The organism is Pseudomonas frederiksbergensis (genome assembly GCF_003732705.1).
Lineage (GTDB): Bacteria > Pseudomonadota > Gammaproteobacteria > Pseudomonadales > Pseudomonadaceae > Aquipseudomonas > Aquipseudomonas frederiksbergensis_F.
In genome coordinates this window covers 25445-49946 of the sequence record NZ_MOBR01000015.1, presented here as the reverse complement: position 1 = coordinate 49946, position 24502 = coordinate 25445, and the positions used below count along the sequence as shown (strand labels likewise).

Annotated in this window: 16 protein-coding genes and 2 pseudogenes; 2 read left to right on the top strand and 16 right to left on the bottom strand. The window is 61.2% G+C overall.

Annotated features, from left to right (window positions below; genetic code table 11):
• Window position 1 precedes the first annotated feature (1 nt).
• The 12 genes and pseudogenes from glgX to BK667_RS34140 all read right to left on the bottom strand — a co-directional run.
• Window positions 2–2161 (bottom strand): glycogen debranching protein GlgX, encoded by a 2160-nt coding sequence (gene glgX / locus BK667_RS16255; protein ID WP_123509638.1) that lies wholly within the window; start codon window positions 2159–2161, stop codon window positions 2–4.
• 236 nt (window positions 2162–2397) lie between these two features.
• Window positions 2398–2739, bottom strand: a complete 342-nt coding sequence (locus tag BK667_RS16245) for a DUF2934 domain-containing protein (RefSeq protein WP_123598242.1) — start codon at window positions 2737–2739, stop codon at window positions 2398–2400.
• A gap of 21 nt (window positions 2740–2760) precedes the next feature.
• Window positions 2761–5556 carry a malto-oligosyltrehalose synthase gene (locus BK667_RS16240; RefSeq protein ID WP_123598241.1) on the bottom strand — a complete coding sequence of 932 codons (2796 nt, stop codon included), beginning with the start codon at window positions 5554–5556 and terminating at the stop codon, window positions 2761–2763.
• Window positions 5553–7631 (bottom strand): 4-alpha-glucanotransferase, encoded by a 2079-nt coding sequence (gene malQ, locus BK667_RS16235; RefSeq protein WP_123598240.1) that lies wholly within the window; start codon window positions 7629–7631, stop codon window positions 5553–5555. The genes BK667_RS16240 and malQ overlap by 4 nt, the downstream gene beginning before the upstream one ends.
• Window positions 7628–9421 (bottom strand): malto-oligosyltrehalose trehalohydrolase, encoded by a 1794-nt coding sequence (treZ, locus tag BK667_RS16230; RefSeq protein ID WP_123598239.1) that lies wholly within the window; start codon window positions 9419–9421, stop codon window positions 7628–7630. The genes malQ and treZ overlap by 4 nt, the downstream gene beginning before the upstream one ends.
• 17 nt (window positions 9422–9438) lie before the next feature.
• The gene (gene glgA, locus BK667_RS16225) at window positions 9439–11025 is read right to left on the bottom strand and encodes a glycogen synthase GlgA (RefSeq protein WP_123509632.1); all 1587 of its coding nucleotides are present in this window, start codon (window positions 11023–11025) and stop codon (window positions 9439–9441) included.
• A 614-nt stretch (window positions 11026–11639) separates the two neighbouring features.
• Window positions 11640–12593 (bottom strand): D-2-hydroxyacid dehydrogenase family protein, encoded by a 954-nt coding sequence (locus tag BK667_RS16220; protein WP_123598238.1) that lies wholly within the window; start codon window positions 12591–12593, stop codon window positions 11640–11642.
• Between the two features lie 10 nt (window positions 12594–12603).
• Window positions 12604–13626 carry an alpha/beta fold hydrolase gene (locus BK667_RS16215; protein ID WP_123598237.1) on the bottom strand — a complete coding sequence of 341 codons (1023 nt, stop codon included), beginning with the start codon at window positions 13624–13626 and terminating at the stop codon, window positions 12604–12606.
• 161 nt (window positions 13627–13787) lie between these two features.
• Complete coding sequence (locus BK667_RS16210; protein ID WP_123598236.1) at window positions 13788–14222, bottom strand: YqaA family protein; 435 nt, start codon at window positions 14220–14222, stop codon at window positions 13788–13790.
• Entirely contained in the window at window positions 14222–14668 is a 447-nt protein-coding gene (locus BK667_RS16205) for a DUF411 domain-containing protein (RefSeq protein WP_123509628.1), read from the bottom strand. The genes BK667_RS16210 and BK667_RS16205 overlap by 1 nt, the downstream gene beginning before the upstream one ends.
• A 213-nt stretch (window positions 14669–14881) precedes the next feature.
• A pseudogene (locus BK667_RS34145) lies at window positions 14882–15409 on the bottom strand (methyl-accepting chemotaxis protein); the annotation flags it as partial.
• 336 nt (window positions 15410–15745) lie between these two features.
• Window positions 15746–16873, bottom strand: a pseudogene (locus tag BK667_RS34140) (HAMP domain-containing protein); the annotation flags it as partial.
• Window positions 16874–17263: 390 nt separating this feature from the next.
• On the opposite strand from BK667_RS34140, the gene BK667_RS16190 reads away from it, so the two are divergent.
• Entirely contained in the window at window positions 17264–17782 is a 519-nt protein-coding gene (locus tag BK667_RS16190) for a hypothetical protein (RefSeq protein ID WP_123509626.1), read from the top strand.
• Window positions 17783–17827: 45 nt separating this feature from the next.
• Here the strand turns inward: BK667_RS16190 and BK667_RS16185 are convergent, their stop codons facing one another.
• On the bottom strand, window positions 17828–18823 hold the full coding sequence (locus tag BK667_RS16185) for an aldo/keto reductase (RefSeq protein WP_123598235.1): 996 nt from the start codon (window positions 18821–18823) through the stop codon (window positions 17828–17830).
• A 118-nt stretch (window positions 18824–18941) separates the two neighbouring features.
• Between BK667_RS16185 and BK667_RS16180 the strand changes: the two genes are divergently transcribed.
• Entirely contained in the window at window positions 18942–19868 is a 927-nt protein-coding gene (locus BK667_RS16180) for a LysR family transcriptional regulator (RefSeq protein ID WP_123509624.1), read from the top strand.
• Here BK667_RS16180 and BK667_RS16175 read toward each other — a convergent pair.
• From BK667_RS16175 to BK667_RS16165, 3 genes are read right to left on the bottom strand one after another with little or no spacing between them, the layout of a single operon-like run.
• Window positions 19857–20789: a GNAT family N-acetyltransferase gene (locus tag BK667_RS16175; RefSeq protein WP_123598234.1), complete on the bottom strand. Its 933-nt coding sequence runs from the start codon at window positions 20787–20789 to the stop codon at window positions 19857–19859. The two genes, BK667_RS16180 and BK667_RS16175, sit on opposite strands and share 12 nt — an antisense overlap.
• A complete protein-coding gene (locus tag BK667_RS16170) occupies window positions 20786–22075 on the bottom strand; it encodes a phenylacetate--CoA ligase family protein (RefSeq protein ID WP_123598233.1) in 1290 nt (429 codons plus the stop codon). The genes BK667_RS16175 and BK667_RS16170 overlap by 4 nt, the downstream gene beginning before the upstream one ends.
• A complete protein-coding gene (locus BK667_RS16165; protein WP_123598232.1) occupies window positions 22072–24501 on the bottom strand; it encodes an acyl-CoA reductase in 2430 nt (809 codons plus the stop codon). Before BK667_RS16165 ends, BK667_RS16170 begins: the two co-directional genes overlap by 4 nt.
• Window position 24502: the final 1 nt, after the last annotated feature.

Sequence of the window (24502 nt, the reverse complement as noted above, 5' to 3'; positions counted from 1 at the left end):
TTCACTCATCTTCCTCATGCTGCAATTCGAACAGCAGCAGCGAACGGCCGGTGACCGAATATTCGTGACCGATCTCGAAGCGTTCCTGACCGCGAATCGACGGCTGATTGGTGTCGATCATGCAGGTCCAGTGACCGCCATCCGGGACTTCCGGCAACGTGAAGTTGACGATGTCATGGTGGGCATTGACCACCAGCAGCAACGTCGCATCGCCACCCTTGCGACGGATGCCGGTTTCCTGGGCGCGACCGTCGAGCAGCATGCCCAGGCAGCGACCGTGGGCTTCCTGCCATTGTTCGGTGCTCATCTCGCTGCCGTCCGGGGCCAGCCAAGTCACGTCTTTTACGCCGATGTCCTCGTTGTAATTGCCCACCAGGAAGCGCCCGCGACGCAGGATCGGGTAGGCCAGGCGCAGCTTGATCAGGCGTTTGACGAATTTGAGCAAGGCCTTGCCGTCTTCGCTCAGGTCCCAGTTGACCCAACCGATGTCGCTGTCCTGGCAATAGGCGTTGTTGTTGCCGTCCTGGGTCCGGGCGAATTCATCGCCGGCCACCAGCATCGGCGTGCCCTGGGACAGCAGCAGCGTGGCGAAGAAGTTGCGCATCTGGCGCAGGCGCAGTTCATTGATTTCGGGATCGTCGGTCGGGCCTTCGACGCCGTGGTTCCACGACAGGTTGTTGTTGCTGCCGTCCTGATTGTTTTCGTCGTTGGCTTCGTTGTGCTTGTCGTTGTACGACACCAGGTCGTTGAGGGTGAAACCGTCGTGGGCGGTGATGAAGTTCACCGAGGCATACGGCCGCCGTCCGCGCTGATTGAACATCTCGCCGGACGCGGTCATGCGGCTGGCGAAGTCCGCCAGTTGCCCGTCATCACCTTTCCAGAAGGCGCGCACGGTGTCGCGGAACTTGTCGTTCCACTCGACCCAACCCGGCGGGAAGCCACCGACCTGATAGCCGCCGGGGCCGCAGTCCCAAGGCTCGGCGATCATCTTCACCTGACGCAACACCGGGTCCTGGCGACAGGCAACGAGGAAGCTGTGGCGTTCGTCGAAACCGTCGTGGTAGCGCCCGAGGATGGTCGCGAGGTCGAAGCGGAAACCGTCCACGTGCATTTCCGTGGCCCAGTAGCGCAGCGAGTCGGTGACCATTTGCAGCACGCACGGGTGACTCAAATCCAGGGTGTTGCCGGTCCCGGAATCGTTGATGTAGAAGCGTTTGTCATCGGGCATCAAGCGGTAGTACGAGGCGTTGTCGATACCGCGCATCGACAGGGTCGGACCTTGTTCGTTGCCCTCGGCGGTGTGGTTGTAGACCACGTCGAGGATCACTTCCAGATTCGCTTCGTGCAGGTGCGCGACCATCTCCTTGAACTCGGCGATCTTGCCGCTGGCCAGGTAGCGCGGGTCCGGGGCGAAGAACGCGATGCTGTTGTAGCCCCAGTAATTGGTCATGCCTTTGTGCAGCAGATGCTGGTCGTTGACGAAGGCGTGGATCGGCAGCAATTCCACGGTCGACACACCGAGTTTGCGGATGTGTTCCAGCACGTCATCGACCATCAACCCGGCGAAGGTGCCACGCACGTTCTCGGGGACGGAAGGGTGACGCATGCTGATGCCGCGCACGTGGGTCTCATAAATGATCGTTTTGTCCCACGGCACACTGACCCGATGGTCATGGCCCCAGGTGTGGGCCGGGTCGATGACTTTGCACTTGGGCACGAAGGGTGCGCTGTCGCGCTCATCGAAACTGAGGTCGGCGTCGGGGTGGCCGATGGTGTAGCCGAACAGCGCTTCGGACCATTTCAACTGGCCGACCAGTTGTTTGGCGTAGGGGTCGATCAGCAATTTGTTGTGGTTGAAACGATGGCCGTTGGCCGGGTCGTAGGGACCGTAGACCCGGTAGCCGTAGATCAGCCCCGGATGGGCGTCGGGCAGGTAGCCGTGATAGATCTCGTCGGTGTATTCCGGTAGCTCGATGCGTTCCAGTTCCACTTCGCCGGCGTCGTCGAAGATGCACAGTTCTACTTTGGTGGCGTTGGCGGAGAACAGCGCGAAGTTGACCCCCAAACCATCCCAGGTCGCGCCCAGCGGGAAGGGCAAGCCTTCACGGATTCGCGAGGCCTCGGCTTGAGGTTCTGGCGCGGCTTTCTTTGGATTGGTCATAGATGCTCCTGCAAATGGGGTGCGGGTGATGTCTGTCAGTCAGTGTGGACGACCTCTGTGGGAGCGAGCCTGCTCGCGAAAGCGGTGTATCAGTCAATATCGATGTCGCCTGATACTCCCTTTTCGCGAGCAGGCTCGCTCCCACAGGGATTGCGGTGTTTCATTTATTCCGGGCGAGTGCGCCCACAATGGCGAGCGAACTCGCCACGAGATCAATCAGGACAAGGCGTGAAGCGTCAAACCGTCGGTGGCTTTTTCGCGGCGCGAGGTTTTTTCTCGGCGGCTTTTTCACCCGGCGGGGTTACTTTGGCCGCCGCAGCAGGTTTGGCTTTGGCTTTTGCCGCCGGGGCCTTGGCATCGGCTTGACCGTTGAGTTTGCCGCCGGCTTTGGCGGCGGCTGGTTTGGCGGCAGGTGTCTTGCTGCCGGCAGCCTTGGGCGATTTCTTGGGCGCCAGGGCTTCAGCTTCGGCCAGCTTGCGCGCCATCTCCCAGTGGCGGGCGTCCTGGCCTTCGGGTTTCCCTTCCGACTCCCAGATTTGATAGGCAAATTCGCGAACGCGTTTATCTTCGGTACTCATCGCAATGCTCCTGAACTGAACTCAAGTGTCGATAGTTTGGATAAAGAGATTGACCGGGAAGTCCCCCAGCGCGGCGCTGATTTCCAGCTCCATGTTTTTTGTGACTGCTGCGTTTGAAAAAAGTCCCTTCAGGTTCTGGTTTGGGGCGGCGAACGGTAATTTCACCCGCGTATCGCCCCATCGCAGCGCGTCCACCTGAGGCGTGGCACTGTTTTCCAGCAGCCCGGCACAGCGTATCGGTACGATCACGATGGCGCGTTTGCCTTCCAGCGAGCGCGTAAACGCCAGCACTCGATGCGCCTCGCTGCCGACCACTTCAAGGGCATCATAGGCCCCTTGACGAAACAGCTCGGCGTGGTCGGCCCGACGGTTCAACGTCGTGGCGATCAGGCGTTGCTTGATGCGCCCGTCACGCCAGTTCGCCAACAGCCCGGACAACTCAAGTGGCGTCTGCAACGCCTGTTGTCGGCTGGCGTAATCCACCGGCCGGCGGTTGTCCGGATCGACCAGGGTAAAGTCCCAGAAGTCGTTGCCCTGATAGAGGTCCGGCACCCCCGGCACAGTCATGCGCAGCAAGGTTTGCGCCAAACCATTCAACGCGCCGGGCGTGGCAATCGACTGCGCTGCTTCGCCCAGCGCTGAACGCAAAGGCAGACCTTCGGGGCTCAGCAGCAAGCGATTGAGAAAGGCTTCGGTGGCCTGTTCGTAAGCGTCGTTCGGTGCGCTCCAGCTGCTTTGCAACTTGGCTTCGCGCAGGGCTTTTTGCTGCCACTGCCACAGGCGTTTGGCGTAGTCCGCCAGCGCCGCTTGATCATCGCTGCGCAGTTCCAATGGCCAACTGCCGAGGAGCGCTTGATAGAGAATCAACTCGTCACCAGCCGAGGGTGCGCTGTCGTCGCTGCGCAGTTCCCGCGCCAGGTTGCGCCAGTGTTCGACCTGTTCGGCGTACCAGTCGCTGCGTTCGCTCAGTACCGCGAGCCGCGCCCGGGTGTCTTCGCCGCGCTTGTGGTCGTGGGTCGCGGTGGCCAGCAGGTTGTTCGGGAAAGCTTCGAAGCGTTGCAGGCAGGCGTCATGGAAATCGCTGACCGGTGCACTGAACTGTTCGGTGCTGAAGCCCACGTCATTGCGCGACAGCAATACCGCCGAGCGATAGAACGCGGTGTCTTCCACGGCTTTGGCCGCAGCGGGAGAGGTCAGTTGCTGAAAGCGCACACAGGCGTGCTTGAGGATCTTGCGCTGGCGACCCACCGGACGTTTGCGCCAAGGCTCGCCGCCGAGCCAGCCGGCCAGGCAATCGAGCACCGGCCAATCGGCCTCGCCCAAGGTCTGCCGTGCGCCGTCCATGGCCTGTTGGAAAAACACATCGTCTTCCTTCGAGCGACCACAGGGGCTGATGTAGGTGCGGTACACCGGGAAGTGCACGATCAATTCCTGCAACGCCCGGCGGATCGCGCCGAGGGTCAGGTCGCGGGTCATCAGGTCATCCCGGGCCACTTGCAACAAGGCCTGGGCGACACTTTCAAAGTCCCCGGCCAGCGAACCGTTGAGGATTTGCTGCCGCGCCAATTGCGCTTCCTGGATGAACCCGGCGGGGCGTTCACTGTGGCGGTTCCACAATTCGCCCAAGGTCTCGGCGCCTGCCGGATCGTGTTGCAGCAACGACAACTGGTTCATGAATTCATAACCGGTGGTGCCATCCACCGACCAGTCCCGGTGCAGGGTTTCACCTTCGCCGAGGATCTTCTCGACGTAGATCGGCAGATGTCGCTGGGGTGACAGGCTATCGACCCGACGCCGCAGTTTGCGGCAGTAACCCCGTGGGTCGGCGAGGCCGTCGATATGGTCGATGCGTAAACCATCCACCAAACCCTCGGCGATCAGTTCGAAGATTTTCGCGTGGGTTTCTTCGAACACCGCCGGACGCTCGACCCGTAGGCCGCCGAGTTCGTTGACATCGAAGAAGCGCCGCCAGTTGATGTCGTCCGCCGCCGTGCGCCAACTGGCCAGGCGATAACTCTGGCGCTCCAGCAGGTTGTGCAGGTTTTGAAAGCCTTCTGTTGTCAGCGAGTCATACGTGCTGATGTGCTGTTGGATGGCGTGCAGGATGGCCGGGTCGCCTGCCAACTCGCGCAATTCCTCTTGAAGGAGAATCGCCAGGCTGTGGGCGTCGGTCTGGTAGCTCAGGGCCGCAAAACGATCGCTGAGGAATTTCAGTTGTTCGGTTTGTTCGGCATTCAACTGCTCGTTGGGCTTGAGCAGTTCGCCGTAGCCGGTCGGGCAAATCGGAAAGTGATGGTCGTAGTGCTCGACGTAAAACGCGCCGTGCTCGGCGTCGAAGCGCAAGGGCAGGGTGCCGTCCTGTAAGGCGACGCCGTAGTCGCTGCCCAAAAACGGCAGCAGCAACTGGCCTTCCATCAACGGGTCGGGGGAGTGCCACTGGATGTCGAAAAACTCGCCGTAAGGACTCAGGCGACCCCATTCCAGCAAGTCCAGCCACCACGGATTGTCGCTACCACCGACGGCCATGTGGTTGGAGACGATGTCGAGGATCAGCCCCATCTTTTGCTGGCGCAGGGCATCCACCAAGCGCCGCAACGCGGCCTCACCACCGAGCTCCGGGTTGACCGTGGTCGGGTCCACCACGTCGTAGCCGTGCATCGAACCGGCGCGGGCGCTCAGCAGCGGCGAGGCATAGACATGGCTGATGCCCAGACTGGCGAAGTACGGCACCAGCGGCACGGCATCGTCGAGGGTGAAGCCTTTATGGAACTGCAGCCGCAGGGTCGCCCGCAGCGGTTGGATGAGCGTCTGGTTCATTGGTCACGCTCGGCCGCCTGGAGTCGCGCGCAGGCGAGCAGTTCAAGGCGTCGGGCGGCGTCCGGGTCATCGAGCAAGGTTTCACTGGCACCGGGCAGGCGCCGTGACCAGTTGGGGTGCGTGTCGATGGTGCCGGGCAGGTTGGCTTGCTGTTCGATGCCCAGGGCATCTTCCATCGGCAACAGCACCAGCGGCGCACGGGTATGGCCCAGGAAACGGATCGCGGCGTCGAGCACTTGATCGGTTTCGTGGGACTCTTCGCGGAAGTTTTGCGGGTCCTCGCTTAACACCCGGCGCAGGCCTTCGCGCTCCCGTTCGCGGTGATGGCGCCACTCGATCTCGCCACTGGCATCCACCAGGCCGAGGCGGGCAGTCCAGTCGATGTCGTGGCCATGCCACCAGCCATTGAGCGTGGGCAGGTCATGGGTGCTGGTGGTCGCCAGGGCGTTGTCCGGCCAATCGAGGATCGACTTGAAGTGGCTGTTGTCCTGTTCAAACAACAGCACGCGCATGCCAAGAATCGAACGGGCGATGAGTTTTTCCCGCAGGCCGTCGGCCACGGTGCCCAGGTCTTCGCCAAGGACGATGGCCTGATGCCGATGGGATTCGAGGGCCAGCAAACGCAGCATGTCGTCCACCGGGTAATACAGATAAGCGCCGTCGGCGGGAGGCGCGTCATTGGGGATCACCCACAGCCGTTGCAGGCCCATCACGTGGTCGATGCGCAAGCCACCGGCATGGGCGAAGTTGGCCCGCAGCATTTCAATGAACGCCCGGAAACCATTGCGCACCAGACCTTCCGGGGAAAACGCAGAAATCCCCCAGCCCTGGCCGGAACGGTTGAGGATGTCCGGCGGCGCACCGACGGTCAGGGACGCGAGCAATTCGTCCTGGCGGCTCCAGGCCTGACTGCCACCGCCATCGGCGCCGACGGCCAGATCTGCCACCAGACCGATGCCCATGCCGGCGCCGAGGGCTGCGGTTTGCGCTCGCGCCAGGCAGCGGTCGATTAACCATTGGCAGAAGGCGAAGAAGCCGATGCGCCCGGCGTTTTCTTCGGCGAAGTCGGCCAGGGCGGCGCTGCGCGGGTCTTGCCATCGTTCCGGCCAGTGGCGCCAGTCCAGGTCTTCACCACGGGCGGCCCGGGCTTCCTGGATGGCTTCGAAGCGACAATGGTTTTCCAGCGCTTCACCACCGGCATGGCGGAAGCTGCTGAAGTCTTCATGCAAGGGATGTTCACCCTGGACAAAACCTTCGTAGAGCGCCTGCAACAACCGATGTTTGGCTTCGGCGGCTACCGGCCAATTGATCAGCGGCAGGGCTTCAAGTGCTTGCAGTTGCTCGGCCAGCCCGGTGGCGTCAATCGCATCACGCAAGGCGCGCTCGCCAAGGATCGCCCCCGGCGCGGCGTAGAGGCTGTTGAGGAACAAGCGGCTGGACGGCGAATACGGGCTGTAGCGATGGGTATCGCTGCTGAACATCGCGTGCATCGGGCTGATCGCCAGCGCCTCGGCACCCCGTTCACCGGCCACGCGGGCCAGGTCTTCCAGGGCTTGGGTATCACCGAAGCCGCCGTCGCCGGGACGCCGCAGGGAATACAACTGCACGCTCAAACCCCAGGTGCGCGGGATCGGGCTGTCCACGGCATCGCCGACGCTGTAGCAGCGCTCGGGGGCTACGGCCAGCGTGAAGGATTGGCCGTCGATGCTGACGTGTTGATAGCCGACCGGAATCAGGCCCGGCAGGATCGCCTCGGCATCGAGTTTCAGGTGCAGGCGCGAGCCGTCTTCAAGATGCACCTCGCACGGCGTTTCAGGTTCGAAATAGCGCGCCAGGTCGAGGCCTTTGCCGACGTCCGCGGTGATCAGCGGCGGCAGGTGGCGGGTCTGTTGCACTTGCTGCAATTGCAGCAGGCTGGCGTCGATTTCCTGAGTCGTGCTGGCCGGGTGGCCGAGCCCGATCAGCACCGCGCGCAACACGGCCGGAGCGACTTTCTGTGGGCGTCCGTTGGCGTCGATCCAGTCGACTGCCAGGCCAGCACGGCTGGCCAGTATTTCCAGTTGCGCATCGCTCATAGGCGCTCTCCATCAGGTAGCAAAGGGTTTGCAGCCGTGAGGCTGACGAGCACGCAATAAGGGGCGAGGCTGCTCTGGTTCAACAGGCCGGACGCGGGTGGGTGTTCGAACAACAGCGAAGCATCGGCCTGTGGAGGGTGGACCACGGGCGCGTCGCTGAGGTTCAGGTCAATACGCAGCAGATTGCCGTTGCCCAGGCGCCAACTCGCTGAAACGGCGCCTTCTCCCAGCACTTCAGTGCCCAGGGCACGGGAGCCGGGCAGGTGCGGAATGATGTGTTCATGACGCAGCTTCAGCAGTTGCCGATACAGGTCGTGAATGGCCTGTTGCGCCGGCTCATCTGCCGGGCGTGGCTGCGACGCTTCAAAGGTTTGCGGCGCATTCGGGTCGGGAATCTGCTCGCGTTTGTGCGGATCCTGGAAGGCACTGAACGCCGCGAATTCGTTGCGTCGGCCTTCGCGCACCAGTTCCGCCAGTTCGCCGTGGTGGCTGGTGAAAAACAGGAATGGTTGCTCGGCGGCGAACTCGTCACCCATGAACATCAGCGGAATCATCGGCGACAACAACAGCAGCGCCGTCGCCGCTTTCAACGCGTCGGTCGGGGCCAGTTGATGCAGGCGTTCGCCAAAGGCGCGATTGCCGATCTGGTCGTGGTTTTGCAAAAACAGCACGAAGGCACTCGGCGGCAAGTGACCACTGGGTTCGCCCCGGGACTCACCGTGGCGATTGATGTGGCCCTGAAACACGAAGCCTTCGCTCAGGCAACGGGCCAGTTGTTCCGTTGGGTTTTCGGCGTAGTCGGCGTAGTAGGCGTCGGTTTCTCCGGTCAGCAGCACGTGCAGGGCGTTGTGGCCGTCGTCGTTCCACTGCGCATCGAAACCTTGCTCCAGCAGGCTGGCCTGGTTGTGTTCGTTTTCCAGGTTCAACCACACGTGCCGGCCCGGCGCGGCCTGTCGGCGTACCCGTTGCGCCAATTCCTGGAGGAAATCCGGGTCTTCGATGGCGTGCACCGCGTCCAGGCGCAAACCGTCGAAGCGGTATTCGAGCAACCACATCAGCGCGTTTTCAATGAAGAAGTCCCGCACTTCGCGACGGCGGAAGTCGATGGCGGCGCCCCACGGGGTGTGTTTGTCTTCGCGAAAGAAGCCTTTGGCGTAGCGATGCAAATAGTTGCCGTCGGGGCCGAAGTGGTTGTAGACCACGTCGAGAATCACCGCCAGACCATGGCCGTGGGCGGTGTCGATCAGGTGTTTGAGTTGTTCGGGAGAGCCGTAGGAGGCTTGGGGCGCGTAGGGCAGGACCCCGTCGTAGCCCCAATTGCGCTCGCCGGGGAATTGCGCCAAGGGCATCAGTTCGATGGCGGTGATGCCCAGTTCAACCAGGCGCGCCAGGTGTTGCTCGACCTCGCTGTACCCACCGAGCGTCCCGACGTGCAGTTCGTAGATCACCGCTTCATTCCACGGCCGACCTTGCCAGTCGTTGTGTTGCCAGTGGTAGGCGAGGGGATCGACCACCACGCTGTGGCGGTCGAGGTCCCCGGCCTGGGCGCGGGAGGCCGGGTCGGGCACCTCCAGTTCGCCATCGATGTTGTAGCGGTAACGCGTGCCGGCCGGGCAGCGGGTCTTGATCACAAACCAGCCATCACCCTGGGGCTGTAGTGGTATGGAGTGTCCATCATCCAGTTCGACACTGACGTCAAACGCATCTGGCGCCCACAAGGCAAAACGCGTGTGTTCTGCGTCCAGCATGATTGCGCCGTGGGGCCAGGTCTCAAGGGTCCGTAACGGCATCGTTGAAAGCCTCTGATTTATTTATGGCCCGATTTGCCCAAGGCTTTGCCTACCAGTTTTTCGTAGAGTTCGGCATAGGGTTCGACGGCCTTGCACCAGTTGAACGGCGCGGCCATCGCGCGGCAGCGCATGGCGTTCAGCAAGTCGGGGAAGGCGAAGACCTTGAACGCACGGCCCACGGCTTCGCGGTAGCTTTCGACGGTGGATTCGTCGAACAGGAAACCGGTCACACCGTTTTCAATGGTGTCGGCCAGGCCGCCGGTGTTACGCGCCACCGGCAACGAGCCGAAGCGCTGGGCGTACATCTGGCTCAGGCCGCAAGGTTCGTAACGCGAAGGCATCAGCAGGAAATCACTGCCGGCGAACATGCGTCGGGCATCGGTTTCGTTGAAGCCGATACGCACGCCGACCTGGCCGGGGAAACGCAGGGCCAGTTCACGCATGGCTTGTTCTTCTTCCGGCTCGCCACGGCCGATGATGGCCACCTGGCCGCCGTTTTCGACGATGAAATCGGCCACGGCTTCCGTCAGGTCGAGGCCTTTCTGGTACACCAGTCGCGAGACCACGGCGAACAGCGGGCCTTCGGAATCTTCGAGGCCGAACAACTCGCGCACATGGGCGGCGTTGACCGCTTTACCGTCCCAGTCACCGATGGTGAACGGGCAGAACAGGTGCGGATCGGTGGCCGCGTCCCAGCTCTCGTCGATGCCATTCGGAATGCCACTGAGCAGGCCTTGCTGGGTCTTGGCGGCGAGAAAACCGTCGAGGCCGCAGCCGAAGGCCGGGGTGGTGATTTCCTGGGCGTAGGTGGCGCTGACCGTGGTGATGTGGCTCGAATAGGCCATGCCGGCCTTGAGGAACGACATCTTGCCGTAGAACTCCATGCCTTCCTGTTGCAACGCGTGCATCGGAATGCCCAGCTCCGGGCAAGAGCCGAGACTGGTCACGCCCTGATAGGCGAGGTTATGGATGGTGAACAGGGTCGGGGTGCGTTGTCCACGCCAGTGCATATACGCCGGGGCCAGGCCAGCAGGCCAGTCATGGGCGTGCACCAAGTCCGGGCACCAGTGGATTTGTGCGAGGTTGGCGGCAATGTCGGCAGCGGCCAGGCCCAGGCGGGCGAAACGAATGTGGTTGTCCGGCCAGTCGCGGCCGTTGTTGGCGCCGTAGGGTGAACCCTCGCGCTCGTAGAGTTCGGGGCAGATCAACACGTAAATGACCAGGCCATCCGGCATGTCCATGCGCCCGATCTTGCAGGGTGGCAACGCCGCATGACCGCCCAGTTCACCAATAATGTGGATCGGGTTTTCGCTGTGCAGCACTTGCGGATAACCGGGGATCAACACGCGAACGTCGTGCAGATGAGCCATGGCCCGTGGCAGTGCTGCGGAGACGTCACCCAAGCCGCCGGTCTTGACCAGGTCGGCGATTTCCGAGGTGACGAATAAAACCTTTTTGCGGTTGGGGTTCTGACTGGCGATCGGTGCCAGCGTCTTGGTGCCGGGAACGCTGATCGTCTTGGTGCTGGGGGCATTCACGGCGCTCGATTCGCCGACCTGCTGATGAGCACGTTCTCCCTGAATATCTAAAGCCGCACTGATCATATGAATCTCCCGTGTTGTTGATCTAATTCTAGGCGTGGCACAAACAGTGTCCGTGGCCAAATCCTGTGGCCGGGCGCAAACGCGCTACGCATTGAGGAGCAATGGCTGCCCAATACGCTAAAGCACAAAGGGTGGAGCGGCTCATACAAGGGCTATTGCAAGGATTGCACCAGTCGGAACGCACCTGTCTAAGAGAGGACTCTGCACAACAGGTAAAAGTTTCGACTATTTTCCCGCTTTGTGACCGACCGGTTTCAACCCGCGAAAATCAGTCTAGGCCAGAACTTAGAGCGGCACAGACCAAATGGCAAAATTGTTCGACAATCGGTTTAAAGAGGTACGGACGTGCAAATACGCAGGGCTAACGCACCGACGAAGGGCATGTTTTTTTAGGATTGCGGGCCAAAATGTCACGCGCAAGTCACATGGGTGTGCGAGGGGGGAAGAGGTTTTGCACCATTGCGGTGCGTCTTGATTTTAGGGATTTAGTGGTTGGGAAGGCCTCATCGCGAGCAAGCTCGCTCCCACAGTAGATTGGTGGTGTACACAAAACGCGTGTTCACAAGAAATCCCTGTAGGAGCGAGGCTTGCCCGCGAAGAACGATAACGCGGTCTTAGCTCAACAACCGAACCGGCGCACCCGCCGCCCAAGCCTGTATGTCATCAATCATCTGCGCAAAAAACTGATGATAATTTTGCCGGCTGACATACCCGACATGGGGCGTGGCCAGCACATTGGGCAGGGTGCGGAACGGGTGCAATGCGGGTAACGGCTCCTGATCGAATACATCCAGCGCCGCACCCGCCAGGCGATTCTTCTGCAACGCCTTGATCAGCGCCGCTTCATCGACAATCGGCCCGCGAGCGGTATTGACCAGCAGCGCCGAAGGTTTCATCCAGTCCAGCGCCTGGGCGTCGACGATTCCACGACTGCGGTCGCTGAGCACCAAATGCACCGACAGCACGTCGGCCTGCTCGAACAGTTCCTGTTTGCTGACATAGGTCACGCCGACCTCGGCGGCCCGTTCGGCAGTAAGGTTTTCACTCCAGGCAATCACCCGCATGCCGAACACCTGACCAAACTGCGCCACGCGCTGGCCGATGCTGCCCAGGCCGAGGATCGCCAGGGTCTTGCCATGCAGGTCGCCGCCCAGGCCTTGTTGCCACTGGCCGGCGCGCAGGGCGTTGGCTTCGGCCACCAGGTTGCGGGTGGCGGCCATGATCAGCGCCCAGGTCAGTTCCGGGGCGGCGTGTTTGTAGCTGTCGGTGCCGCTGACCTGAATGCCCAGCGCGGTGGCGGCTTTCAGGTCGAGGGCGGCGTTGCGCATGCCGCCGGTGACCAACAGTTTCAGTTTCGGCAAACGGCGCAGCAGGTCTTCGTCGAACCGTGTGCGCTCGCGCATCACGCAAATCACTTCGAACGCGCCCAGGCGTTCGGCCAGAACGGCGTTGTCGGCCGGATAGTCGTGGATAAAACTGACCTGGCCAATGCTCTCCAGCACCGACCAGTCCACCACGCCGCTGGCCACGTCCTGCCAGTCATCGATCACCGCAATCTGCACTGCCATCAGCCTTACCTCATCCGCGAACAGGGTTGTATTTGCTTAGCCAGCCCAGCAGGGCCTGGTGGAATTTTGCCGGTTCTTCCATCTGTGGCGCATGGCCCAGGCCTGGAAATTCGATCAACGTCGATTGCGGGATAAGCCCGGCCACCTGCTTGCCGAGCACTTCATAGTGACCAATCTTCGCCTTGACCGCCGGTGGCGCGATGTCCTTGCCGATGGCCGTGGTGTCGGAGGTGCCGATCAGCAATAGCGTCGGCACCTTCAAATCCTTGAACTCGTAGTACACCGGTTGGGTGAAGATCATGTCGTAGATCAGCGCCGAGTTCCATGCCACCTGAGTCTTGCCCGGGCCTTTGCTGAGCCCGGCGAGCATGTCGACCCAGCGGTCGAACTCAGGCTTCCAGTGCCCGGCGTAATAGGTGCTGCGTTCGTATTCGCGGATGCTGTCGGCGCTGACTTTCAGTTCACGCTCATACCATTGATCGACGGTGCGGTACGGCACGCCGAGGGCTTTCCAGTCTTCCAGACCGATGGGATTGACCAGCGCCAGTTGTTCGACTTGTTCCGGGTATTGCAACGCATAACGGGTGGCGAGCATGCCGCCGGTGGAGTGCCCGAGCAACGTGGCTTTCTGGATGCCCAGGGCCTTGAGCAACTGCTGGGTGTTGGTCGCCAGTTGCTGGAAGCTGTACTGATAGTTGTCCGGTTTGCTGGAGGTGCAAAAGCCGATCTGGTCCGGCGCGATCACCCGGTAACCGGCCTCGCTCAGGGCCTTGATCGAACTGTCCCAGGTGGCGCCGCAGAAATTCTTGCCATGCATCAGCACCACGCTGCGCCCGTTGGCCTTGCCATGGGCGGCGACGTCCATGTAACCCATTTGCAGGGATTTGCCCTGGGACTGAAAGGCAAAGTGCTTGACCGTGTAGGGGTATTCGAAGCCCTGGAGTTCCGGGCCATAGGCCGGACCTTCGGCGTGGGCCAGCAGGGGCAGGGCGGCGGTCAGTAGCAGGCTGGGCAGCCAGCGGGAAGGGGGCATAGGTTCACTCCATGTAAATGAGGCGATGTTGGGAGGACGCGATTACGCCGACATTAAACACCGGCCCCTGTGGGAGCGAGCCTGCTCGCGAAGAGGCCAGCAGCTTCAAAATAAATGTTGTCTGGAGCACCGCTTTCGCGAGCAGGCTCGCTCCCACAGTTTTAAGCCATCCAGCCCAATGTAATGGCTGCCAGCACCCCATAACGGGCACCCTTGGCGAAGGTCACAATCAGCAGAAATCGCCCCAGCGGCTCGCGCATCACACCCGCGACGAGGGTCAGCGGATCACCGATCACCGGCACCCAACTGAGCAGCAGCGACCAGTGACCATAGCGCTGATAATGTTTTCGCGCTGTTTCCAGGTGCCGGGGGTTGACCGGGAACCAGCGCCGCTCACGGAAGCGTTCGATGCCGCGGCCTAACCACCAGTTCACCAGCGAGCCCAGCACATTGCCCACGGTCGCGACCGCCAGCAGCGACCAGAGCCAATAACGATTGCTGAGCAACAGCCCGACCAGCAGCGCTTCGGATTGCAACGGCAGTAGCGTTGCGGCACCGAATGCCGCCAGAAACAGCCCGATCAATGCGCCGGACATCAATGGGCGGGGTAGTCCGCCACCACCGTGTCAGTCCCGTCTTTTTTCAGGCCGATGATTTGATAAGCATCGCTCATGCCGTCCATTTCCATGCCCGGCGAACCCATCGGCATGCCCGGCGCGGCAACCCCCAGCAAATCATCACGCTTGCTCAGGGCCAGCACTTGCTCGGCCGGCACATGGCCTTCGACAAACTTGCCGTTGATCAGCGCCGTGTGACAGGACGCCAGGCGTGGCGGCACGCCGTGCTGTTGCTTGAAGGTGCTCATGTCGGCTTCGACGTGATCTTCGACCTTGAAACCGTTGGCTTCCAGATGGCTGATCCATTTTTTGCAGCAACCGCAATTGGCGTCGCGGTGGACTTCGATGGGGATCGGGTTGGCGGCCTGGGCCAGGGAGGAAATGAACAGGGCGCTCAGGGCGAGCAGACGCAGGTGGGTTCGCATGGGGGGATCTCGGCTCGGGTGGCGGTCAAAAAAAGAGGCATTTTGACGACTTTAGCCAACGAAGCGGGGCGAGAGTGTTTCGAAGTAATACAAGAACGACACCCATCCTGTAGGAGCAAAGCTTGCTCGCGAAGGCGTCGTGTCAGCCAACATCATTGTTGGATGTACCGTCGCCTTCGCGAGCAAGCTTCGCTCCTACAGGGGTTGTGCGGACTAGCGGACTTTGAACCGTCCCATGATCGCGCTCACCCGGCTATTGGCTTCCAGCAACTGCTGGGTATTGAGTTCGCTGGCGTGACCACTTTTCACCAACTCATCCACCATATGGCGGATCTGCACCATGCTGCGGTTGATCTCTTCGGTGACCGCACTTTGCTGTTCGGCGGCGGTGGCGATCTGGGTGCTGAGGCTGTTGATGTGGCTGACAGAGCCGGCCATTTCATCCAGGCCGGAGTTCACCCGTGCCGTCGCATCGGCGGCGGACTGGCAGCTGGCCTGGGTGTTTTCCATGGCCGCGACCGAGGAACTCACGCCCTGGGTCAGGCGTTTGAGCATTTCGTTGATTTCCGACGTGCTGGCCTGGGTCCGGGCGGCGAGGGCGCGGACTTCATCAGCCACCACCGCAAAACCACGACCCTGTTCACCGGCCCGCGCCGCTTCAATCGCCGCGTTGAGCGCCAGCAGGTTGGTTTGCCCGGCAATCGCGCCAATCACCCCGAGGATTTCGGTAATCCGCTGCGCGTCCTGCTGCATGTTTTCGACTTTATGCGTGGCGCTGGCCACTTCTTCAATCAACGCCACCACACTGCTGGAGGCTTCACCGACCACCACCCGCGAACGATCCGCGTGTTCGCTGGCGCGCTGGGTGAACGATGCGGTTTCGGCGGCGTTCTGCGCCACGCTGTCGGCGGTGGAACTCATTTCGGTGATGGCGGTGACGGTCTGATCGGTTTCCGAGGCGTGACGCACCAGGATCTGACTGGTGTGCGCCGAGGTCCGTTGCAGGTTGTCCAGGCTCGACGCCATGGCGCCGGTGGCCTGGGTCACTTCGCCGATCATGTTCTGCAAGTAGATGATGAAGGCGTTGACCGAATGGCCGATGGCCCCCAGTTCGTCCTCGGCGCGGATGGTGATGCGCTTGGTCAGGTCGGCATCGCCGGCAGACAGGGCGTCGATGTTGGCCTTGAGGATTTTCATGCGGTGGATCAGTTGGCGAATCGCGTAGATCTGCAGCAGCACCAACAGGATCACCATCGGAATCTGCAACAGGCTCAAGGTGTTCAGTACATCGTCACGTTGGGCGGTGATCAGTTTGGTCGGCAGGGCGGTGGCGAGGTACCACGGCGTGCCTTCGATCGGGCGCATGAAGAAGGTGCTGGCGTCACCGTTGTTGTCGAATTCAACGCGCTGGGCCTTGTCACGGTTTTGCAGGCCGGCCTTGACCTGGCTGGCGAACGGCGAGTTGCCGGCCAGTTCGCTGACGTTCTTCAGCACGATCGGCCCGCTGATGCGCGAGCTGTTGCTGATGATTTTGCCGTCGGCCTCGACGATCAACATCTCGGCGCCGAGGTCTTTTTCCTTGCGGGCGATCAGGTCGTTGAAAAAGCCCAGGGTCACGTCGATGGTCGACACACCGTAGGCCGCGCCGTTTTTCTGGATGGCCATGGCGCAGTTGGTGCGCGGCTCGGCACTGGCGTCATCTTTATAGGCCGCGGCCCAGGCGCACTGGCCGCGCGGGGTGGCCATGCCGCCCTTGTACCAGGTCTGGTCGTAGTAGTTGGGTGCCGCGTCGCTGTTCCAGAAGGTGTTCACCGCCAGTTTGCCGGAGCTGTCGCGGTGCCAGAAGGTACTGAATTTGTTGCGGCCCGCTTCACGCTGGCCGGGCAATGGCCAGATCCCGCCGCCAAACACTTTCAGCTCGCCGTACTGGTCCACCAGACCGGGCAACACCGTATCGATGGCGGCGCTGTCGAGCAGGGGAATGGTCTGGGTGATGCTGCGTTGCTGGGCTTGCACCTTGTTCAGTTCGCCCTGGATTTGCTCGGCGACTTCAGCAATGCGGTTGAGGGCCACCTGTTCTTCGGTATGCCGTAGTTTCGGCGCGACCAGCTGGCTGATGCCCACTACCGTGAGCACCGACAGCAGCAGGATGAACAGGACCAGAAACAGCGTGTAGCGAGCCTGAATGGTACGGAATGCGGGCATGGGACTGGTCCTTGTGCTGCGTTTTTATTGTTGGGTGTCGTATTTGAAAGCGCGGCTATCCATGGCTTATCGGCCCGCCGTGGGCGAGCTTTAGTACGCACGTACAAGAAATGGGACAGGGGGACAGACGGTACAGGAGGGGTGAGTATCGAAATCGCTACAAACGGACAGGATCTGTAATAAATGACAATCAATGTAGCGGCTATACCAAGATCAAAAATTTCATATAGGCCAATGAAACCGGGCACTTGGTGATTTGTATCGAAAATGTACGAGAATTGTAAAAAGTCGAAATATTAGTAGGTGGACCGTCGTTTCGCGCCGATACTTCCCCGCAATCATCTCGCTCTAACAAGGATTTTTTATGTTCCAGTCGAAAGGAGTACGGTCATGACTATTGGTGTGGTCGGCAACTGGACTGCTAAATCGGGCCTGCTGGTACGCCAGGGTTCGCCCAATGCCAAACCGGTTTCCCAGAGCGCCAAGGTGCGGGAAATCCTGACCATGGTCGGTACCAACCCGACGATCCTCGACCGGACGAAAATGGACAGCTTGCAGCTGTTCAAGCAGGTCAAGGGCTTTGATCCGACGAACATCTCGACCAAGCAACTGGGCAACATGAGCACCTTCCTCAAGCAGAACGGCATCATCGGCGATGTGACCGCGCTGACCTTGCTCAACGCTGGCTCCCAGTTTGACAAGTTTGGTATTCCGAACGACCCCGATGCCAAGTTCAATGCGCTGGAATACTTTGCTACGCAACTGGACTCGATCCAGAACAACAACCTCAAGGGCAACAAGTACGCCAACTACCTGGTGCCTGAGTTCAAGAAAGCGATCTACGTGCTGCAGAACCTGAAGACCTACGGCGAAGGTAACGGCACGACGGTCAAGAAAAAAGACAAATGATCTTCAGCCCCGCTCAACACATTGAGCGGGGCTGAAGTCGATGGATCAGCGGTCGAGCATTTGCATCACCGCTTGCGGGTAACGCAAACCGGCCGTGGCATCCGCCGGGAAGATCGCCTCCAGCGCCTGCAACTCGCCGGCGCTCAGTTTCACCTCCAGCGCCGCGATATTTTCCTCCAGGTATTTACGTTGCTTGGTCCCGGGAATCGGGATCAGGTAGTCGCCCTGCGCCAGCACCCAGGCCAACGCCAGTTGCCCTGCGGTCACGCCCTTGTCGGCGGCCAGTGCCTGCACCTGCTGCACCAGCAGCAGGTTTTTCGCGAAATTCTCCCCTTGAAAACGCGGACTGAAGCGCCGGTAATCGTCCGCTGCAAAGTCGTCCGGGCTTTTCAGCGCGCCGGTCAAAAAGCCACGACCCAATGGGCTGTACGGAACAAAAGCGATACCGAGGCGCTGGCACGCGGCCAGGCAACCGTTGTCTTCCTGATCACGGCTCCACAGGGAGTATTCACTTTGCAGTGCGCTGATCGGATGCACCTTGTGCGCCCGTTCCAGAGTCGCCGCCGAGGCTTCGCTCAAACCCAGGTAACGCACTTTGCCGGCCTTCACCAGTTCCGCCATGGCGCCGACGGTTTCCTCGATGGCGACTTGCGGATCGATCCGGTGCTGGTAGTACAAATCCAACGTGTCCACGCCCAGGCGTTTGAGGGTGCCGTCGATGGCCTGGCGAATGTAGTCCGGGCGGCCATTTACGCCCCGTGCGGTGGGGTTGGCCGGGTCGCGCACGATCCCGAATTTGCTGGCCAGGAACACTTGGTCACGTTTGCCGGCAATGGCCTTGCCGATCAGCTCTTCATTGGTGTGCGGGCCATACATGTCGGCGGTGTCGAGCAGGTTGATGCCCAGTTCCAGCGCCCGATGCAAGGTGGCGGTGGCTTCGCGGGTATCGGTGCCGGTGGTGTAGAAATCGGTCATGCCCATGCAGCCCAAGCCGATGGCGCTGACTTGCGGCCCGTTCTTGCCCAGTTGACGTGTTTGCATGAGATCAGCTCCTTGAAAGGTGAGCCGCCATTGTTCCCCTCGACAGAAACAAGATAAACCGGCTAAAACTGCTATCACTATTCATGATTTCTAAATAATCGGCAGGTGCCCCCGAACCATGGACCGTCTCAACGCCATGCGCGTGTTTACCCGGATCGTCGAGCTGGGCGGCTTCGCCAAGGCTGCCGACAGCCTGCAAATGCCCCGTGCTTCGGTGACCATTCTGATCAAGCAACTGGAGGCACATCTGGGTGTGCAACTGTTGCAGCGCACCACCCGGCAAATCAGCCTGACCCTCGATGGCGCCGCCTATTACCCCCGTTGCGTGCGATTGCTCGCGGACCTTGAGGAAACCGAAGCGGTATTTTCCGCCGCCCGGCACAATCCCAAAGGCTTGTTGCGGGTAGACATGCCGGCGGGGATCGGACGGCTGATCGTGATTCCGGCGCTGCCGCAGTTCACCGCCCGCTACCCGTTGATCGAACTGGAAATCAGCCTGAACGACCGCACGGTGGACCTGATTCGTGAAGGTGTGGATTGCGTACTGCGGGGCGGCTCACCGCTGGATGATTCGCTGGTGGCGCGCCCGCTGGTGATGCTGGATCAGGTGACCTGCGCCAGCCCCGACTACTTGCAGCGTCACGGCGTGCCCGAGTGTCCGGCGGATTTGCAGGGGCATCAGATGGTGGAGTATTTCTCCGCGACCACCGGTTCGCGCTTCGGGCTTGAGTTTGTGATCGACGGGCAGGTGCAAGCGGTCAATCTGCCCCGGCAGGTGTCGGTCAACAGCGCCGATGGCTACATGGCCGCGTGCGAGGCCGGTTATGGCCTGGTTCAGGCCCCGTACTACCACGTCGCCCGACAGTTGAGCGAAGGGCGCTTGTGCGAGGTGCTCAGGGATGCGCCGCCACCGGGAATGCCGTTGACGGCGCTGTACCCGCCACACCGCCAGTTATCCCGGCGGGTGCGGGTGTTTGTCGATTGGCTGGTTGAACTCTGCGCGCAACCGGGCCAGCATTTTTATAGAAGCGACTCAGGCAGCTGAGCGATCGGTCTGAGTCACGTTACGCGAAGCGTGCTGCAGATGGTCATGCAACCGTTGCATGTGCGGGCAATGCAAGTCCAGGTGGCGTGACCGGGCGCCGCGATGGAACAGGGCGAACCATCGATCGTGATCGGGTGCGGGGATCAGCCCGGTAAAGATCAATCCCTTGATGCTCAAGCGCTGAAAGTCCTCGGCAAAGCTCGGTGACAAGGCAAGCCTGAGCGAAATCATCCAGCCCTGGGGCAACTCGATCAGCTGATCGAGCAAGCGTTTGTCCAGGCGCTCAATGACCACATCGACCCTGTGCTTATGCTGCTGCATGTGCAGGGGTTGCGCCGGATAAACCGATGCGCCCTGGGTGCTGCCAAACACCGAGCACATATGTTGCATGAACCCCCGGCAACTGTCCGGCCACACAATGTCCGGCAGCGGGCGGGTGTGGCCGTCGAGCAGATGCACACCGACCACGAGGCTCTCGGCTAAAGGACTGGCGAAAGGAGAGGGCACGTAGTCCGGCAATAAACCGGTGCAGTGGAACCTCAGGGTTTGCGCCATGCGCTGGGTATAAGGGTGATGAGAGACCTGCTTGATCAACACGCAGCGACCTGCGACAGCATTGGCGTGTTCCAGCAGTTCGCGGCCCAGTCGGGTGGCGATGCTCTGCCCGCGGGCTGCCGGGTGCACGGCAATGAGGGCCAGTTCGGGGCTGTTGGATGGGTGCCCGTCACGGATTAACGCGGCGTGGCCGAGTACTTCGCAACCCTCCACCGCGACCATCGATTGCCAGCGACCGTCGTTGTTGTGCTGCATGATCAGCTTCGGCAAATACACGTCCGGCTGCACGTAATGATCACCGTAGACCCGACGAAACAGGCGACTGATGGCGCGTGCGTCAGAGGCCCGGAAGGGGCGGAAAATCATCGCTCGACCTCCGGCGCGGACGCGTACACCCGCAAGTCCAGAACCCGCAGTTGCTTGCCCGAGCGCGCGTGCAGTGCGAGTTCGCTGGCGCTACACGACTTGACCTGGAAATTCAGCAAGCCGTCATGGCTCAACGTGCTGATGGCGGGGTAGTGGGCGACGAGTGCATCGCGCAGTGCATCACTCAAGTGTTCGATGGTCCGGGAGCCGGTCTCGGGTACCCAATTCACGCTCAATTGGTCGATGTATTCCACCTGTTCAATGCGTATTTGCCACTGCTCGCTGCCGGTAACACGCTGGACAATCCCGTGTATTTCATCCGTCATCAGTGACATCACGCCCACTCGCACCCGCTGGCTATGGGCGCTGCGGCCTCTGAGGGCGAACTTGCGTCTGGGGCTGGCAACGGGGTCGAGCCAGCAGGCGCGGTCGCCCACTGGGTAGCGCAACAGCGGCATCAGGCAGCGACTCAGATTGGTCACCACCAACAAGCCCACACGGTTGCATTCTTCGATGATGTCGCCGCTTTGTTCGTCGATGATTTCCAGCAAGGTGTGCTTCTCGAACACCCGATGCTCGCCCAGGGCACAGTCGCGATCACTGTCGCCGATCAATCCGGCGTCAACACTGGCGTAACCGATGGAGGCGACGCGGGCATTGGGGAAGACCCGGGCGAAGATCGCCAGTTGCCCGGCAAATACGCTTTCCCCGCCATACAGCAGCGTGTCGACGTCGCTCAGCACGCAGTTGTGTTCGGTCAGGTAGGCCGCGAACTTCAGCAACTGCGCCGGGATGCCCGCCAGCACATTGATCCGATGGTCGCGAATCGACGCCGTCAAACCTGGAAAATCAGCGTTGCCGGTGAAGGGGAACTCGCTGATCGAGACGTTAACGTGGGCCAGCGAGTCGTGGATGAACAGGAAACTGGCGCACAGGTCGCCGGTGAAAAACATATTGGCCACCCGATCGCCGCTGCTCAGTTGTGACGAGAGGCTTTGACCGAACGCCGTGACCAGGGTTTGCCATTCCGCGTGGGTGTAGATCGCCAGTTTGCCCTGGCTGGTGGTTCCCCCGGTTTTAAACAGCAGCGCGTCATCGACCGGGGCCGTGAGGACGGGCCAATTCGCCAGGTCGTGGCTGCCGGCCCAATACGTATTGCCGTCGATCAAGGGGATATCGCCTGGGGTAAATCCCTGCGGCGGTAAGTGTTCAAGGTGCTTGTTATAAAAACGCGAGTGTTCGCGTATGTATTGCACCAGTTGCTCTAGCGTGAGCAGTTCGTTCATTGGAATTCCTTTTCCGTTATTTGGCGTTGGCGCTGGTCGATGACCAACGGCGTCTTGCCGCTGTGTTTGTTGCGTTTGAATTGAGTGGCGGTGCAGGTGTTCACTTCCAGCACCAGCATTGCGGTATCCACGGCATTTTTCAGCGCGGTGTCGAACAGCAATTGGTTGTAAACCTGATCAGCTTCGGCATCGGCATGCACCACCAGGCGTTCAACCCCGTTGGGCGCATGGTCCAGCACCATTTGAATCGGTGCACCGGCGTAGCGAGCCAGTTGTGAGGGGGAAATGAACTCGGTGCCAATCCGCAGCCATTGCCCATGACGTTCCAGCAATTCGAAGCGTGGCGAACTCAGCCCGCAGGGACACGGCCCGACTACCCAGCGCCCGGTGTCACCGACTTCGTAGCGCACAACGGTCTGGCTGTGGCGGGCCCGTGATGTGAACAGCAGACGTCCGACTTCACAGCCCTGAACCGGCACATCCTGCTCAAGATGAACGATTTCCAGATGTTGGGTATCGCACATCAGGTGAAAGATGCCATCGGTGGTCGCCGCGCAGGCATGGCCCAGGGGACCGGCGTCGACAGAGCCGTAGATCGCTGAACGGATCGTCGAGACACCGCAGCTTTCCATCAACTGGCGGCTGGCCAGCCCCGGATGCTCGCCACCGAGGAACACCTTGCGGATCCCCCCATACGCCCGCAGGGTCTCTTGCTCGTTGAGAAACAGACGATGCAGGGTGCTCGGCATGCCGATCAGCACGCTGACCTGTTGCTGCACGATCATCCGGGCGATTTCACTGAAGTCATCGTCATGCGGTGCGCCCATGGGGAAATGCGGCGCGCCCATGTGTTGCAGGATCCAGGAAAAACTGGAAAAACCACCATAAAGGTTGCCGCTGTAGAACAGGTTCATGACCCGGTCCTGTGACGGATCCAGCCCCGCGGCGAATAGCCCGTCAGCCGCTGAGCGCATTTGCCGGTGGAAATCGCGGTAGCTGAAACCGGCCAGCGCGGGGGTACCGCTGCTGCCGCCGGAACGGAAGTACAGCTGGGCCGTTCGATCGATGGGCTGGGCCTGAAACGCCGTTTTGTCCATGATCGCAAGGCCCCAAATGTCCGGGGCTGCGGGCAGTGCATCCAGGCTGGCATGGTTGCTCAACACCTCTGCGGGCAGGCTCACCGAGATCCGGCGGCTCAATCGCGTCAGCGCGAACACGCCATCGTGGGGCTCACCAGGGTAGCCGTCATGGATCGACCGGACAGGCGCGATGCGGGTGACGCCGGCGTTGACCAGCGTGCGCACCAGTATCGGGGTTTGTGCTGGCGGGCAAATCAATGCGCAGCTTTGCAGGACGGTGCGCCAGGGCAGCAGCGTTTCGGCAATCAGCCGCTGCGGCACCGGTTTAAGCACCAGCGTGCGAAACAGCGGTGAAGGCGCGAGGGTCCGATGATGTTCCCAGATGACCCGCCATCCCGCTCCGGCCCAGACCTCACCGGTTTGCCCGGAAAAACATTGACCCAGCTTCGCCATCGCGCAGCGCGTGGTGATTTCCGAGGCTTCCTGATCGGTTGGAATTAGCGCCGGCCACTGAGCATGGCGTCGTTCGAACGCCTGGGCCAGGCACGTACCCACGTCCCGCAGAACGGCCGGGTCATCGCTGTCCACCAGCACCCACTGGGGGCTGGAGCACGCTTGCTGGTCCAGGCGACAGATTTCATCCACCAAGGCATCGAGTGCCTGGGGTTGCGCAGCGTCCGGGCACAGATAAGCGAAACTGATCCGATGACCCCAGTCGATCCAGCGGCATCCGCCGGGCAACTGCTGACGAATGGCCTTGAGCGCGGTGTCGCCGCCCCACGCGGCCACGGCGTCCGCCCGGGTGCAGAGGCGCGCAATGTGCGCGGTTTCCACGGGCAATACCGCGATAAAGTCGGCGAGCCTGCCGCTGCTGTCACATTGGCCGAGGGCGTGTAGCAAGCGTGCCGTCAGCCCTTGGTCGGTGGAGCTGGGGCGTAGCCAGTTGATGTTGCCCGCCAGCAGGCTTTCCAGCACTGCACAAAATGCCAGCGTCGGCGCATTGCCCGGGGTGATATGCACCACCAGCCCCAGGGGATGCCAACTCTCGAGGCGCGGTTGCTGGTAATCGATACGCCGCAGGGACCGAGGTTGCATCCCCAGTTCGCGATCAAGTTTGTGGATCAGGTGGTCGGGTTGGCAGAAATCGATCAGCACCAGGCGTTGATCATCCTCCAGGTCGATGTCCAGTTCGCGGGTCTGCAAGTGCTCGGCAAAGCGAGTGGCTGCGGCGATCACCGTGTCACCGTCGATTGGCGCCTCCAGCAGTCGCGGCAAGACCTCGTGCAGGCTCTCGAGAGTGGGGTCGAGGGCAAGGTCGGCGTGCAATTGGCCATTGATCAAAAACATC

Coding starts and splice junctions, on each gene's coding strand:
- BK667_RS16220 (WP_123598238.1), bottom strand. CDS start 12,593: ATGGCAGTGCAGATTGCGGTGATCGATGACTGGCAGGACGTGGCCAGC.
- BK667_RS16210 (WP_123598236.1), bottom strand. CDS start 14,222: ATGTCCGGCGCATTGATCGGGCTGTTTCTGGCGGCATTCGGTGCCGCA.
- BK667_RS16175 (WP_123598234.1), bottom strand. CDS start 20,789: ATGATTTTCCGCCCCTTCCGGGCCTCTGACGCACGCGCCATCAGTCGC.
- BK667_RS16190 (WP_123509626.1), top strand. CDS start 17,264: ATGACTATTGGTGTGGTCGGCAACTGGACTGCTAAATCGGGCCTGCTG.
- BK667_RS16185 (WP_123598235.1), bottom strand. CDS start 18,823: ATGCAAACACGTCAACTGGGCAAGAACGGGCCGCAAGTCAGCGCCATC.
- malQ (WP_123598240.1), bottom strand. CDS start 7,631: ATGAGCGATGCGCAACTGGAAATACTGGCCAGCCGTGCTGGCCTGGCA.
- BK667_RS16165 (WP_123598232.1), bottom strand. CDS start 24,501: ATGTTTTTGATCAATGGCCAATTGCACGCCGACCTTGCCCTCGACCCC.
- glgA (WP_123509632.1), bottom strand. CDS start 11,025: ATGATCAGTGCGGCTTTAGATATTCAGGGAGAACGTGCTCATCAGCAG.
- BK667_RS16205 (WP_123509628.1), bottom strand. CDS start 14,668: ATGCGAACCCACCTGCGTCTGCTCGCCCTGAGCGCCCTGTTCATTTCC.
- BK667_RS16245 (WP_123598242.1), bottom strand. CDS start 2,739: ATGAGTACCGAAGATAAACGCGTTCGCGAATTTGCCTATCAAATCTGG.
- BK667_RS16170 (WP_123598233.1), bottom strand. CDS start 22,075: ATGAACGAACTGCTCACGCTAGAGCAACTGGTGCAATACATACGCGAA.
- treZ (WP_123598239.1), bottom strand. CDS start 9,421: ATGCCGTTACGGACCCTTGAGACCTGGCCCCACGGCGCAATCATGCTG.
- BK667_RS16215 (WP_123598237.1), bottom strand. CDS start 13,626: ATGCCCCCTTCCCGCTGGCTGCCCAGCCTGCTACTGACCGCCGCCCTG.
- glgX (WP_123509638.1), bottom strand. CDS start 2,161: ATGACCAATCCAAAGAAAGCCGCGCCAGAACCTCAAGCCGAGGCCTCG.
- BK667_RS16240 (WP_123598241.1), bottom strand. CDS start 5,556: ATGAACCAGACGCTCATCCAACCGCTGCGGGCGACCCTGCGGCTGCAG.
- BK667_RS16180 (WP_123509624.1), top strand. CDS start 18,942: ATGGACCGTCTCAACGCCATGCGCGTGTTTACCCGGATCGTCGAGCTG.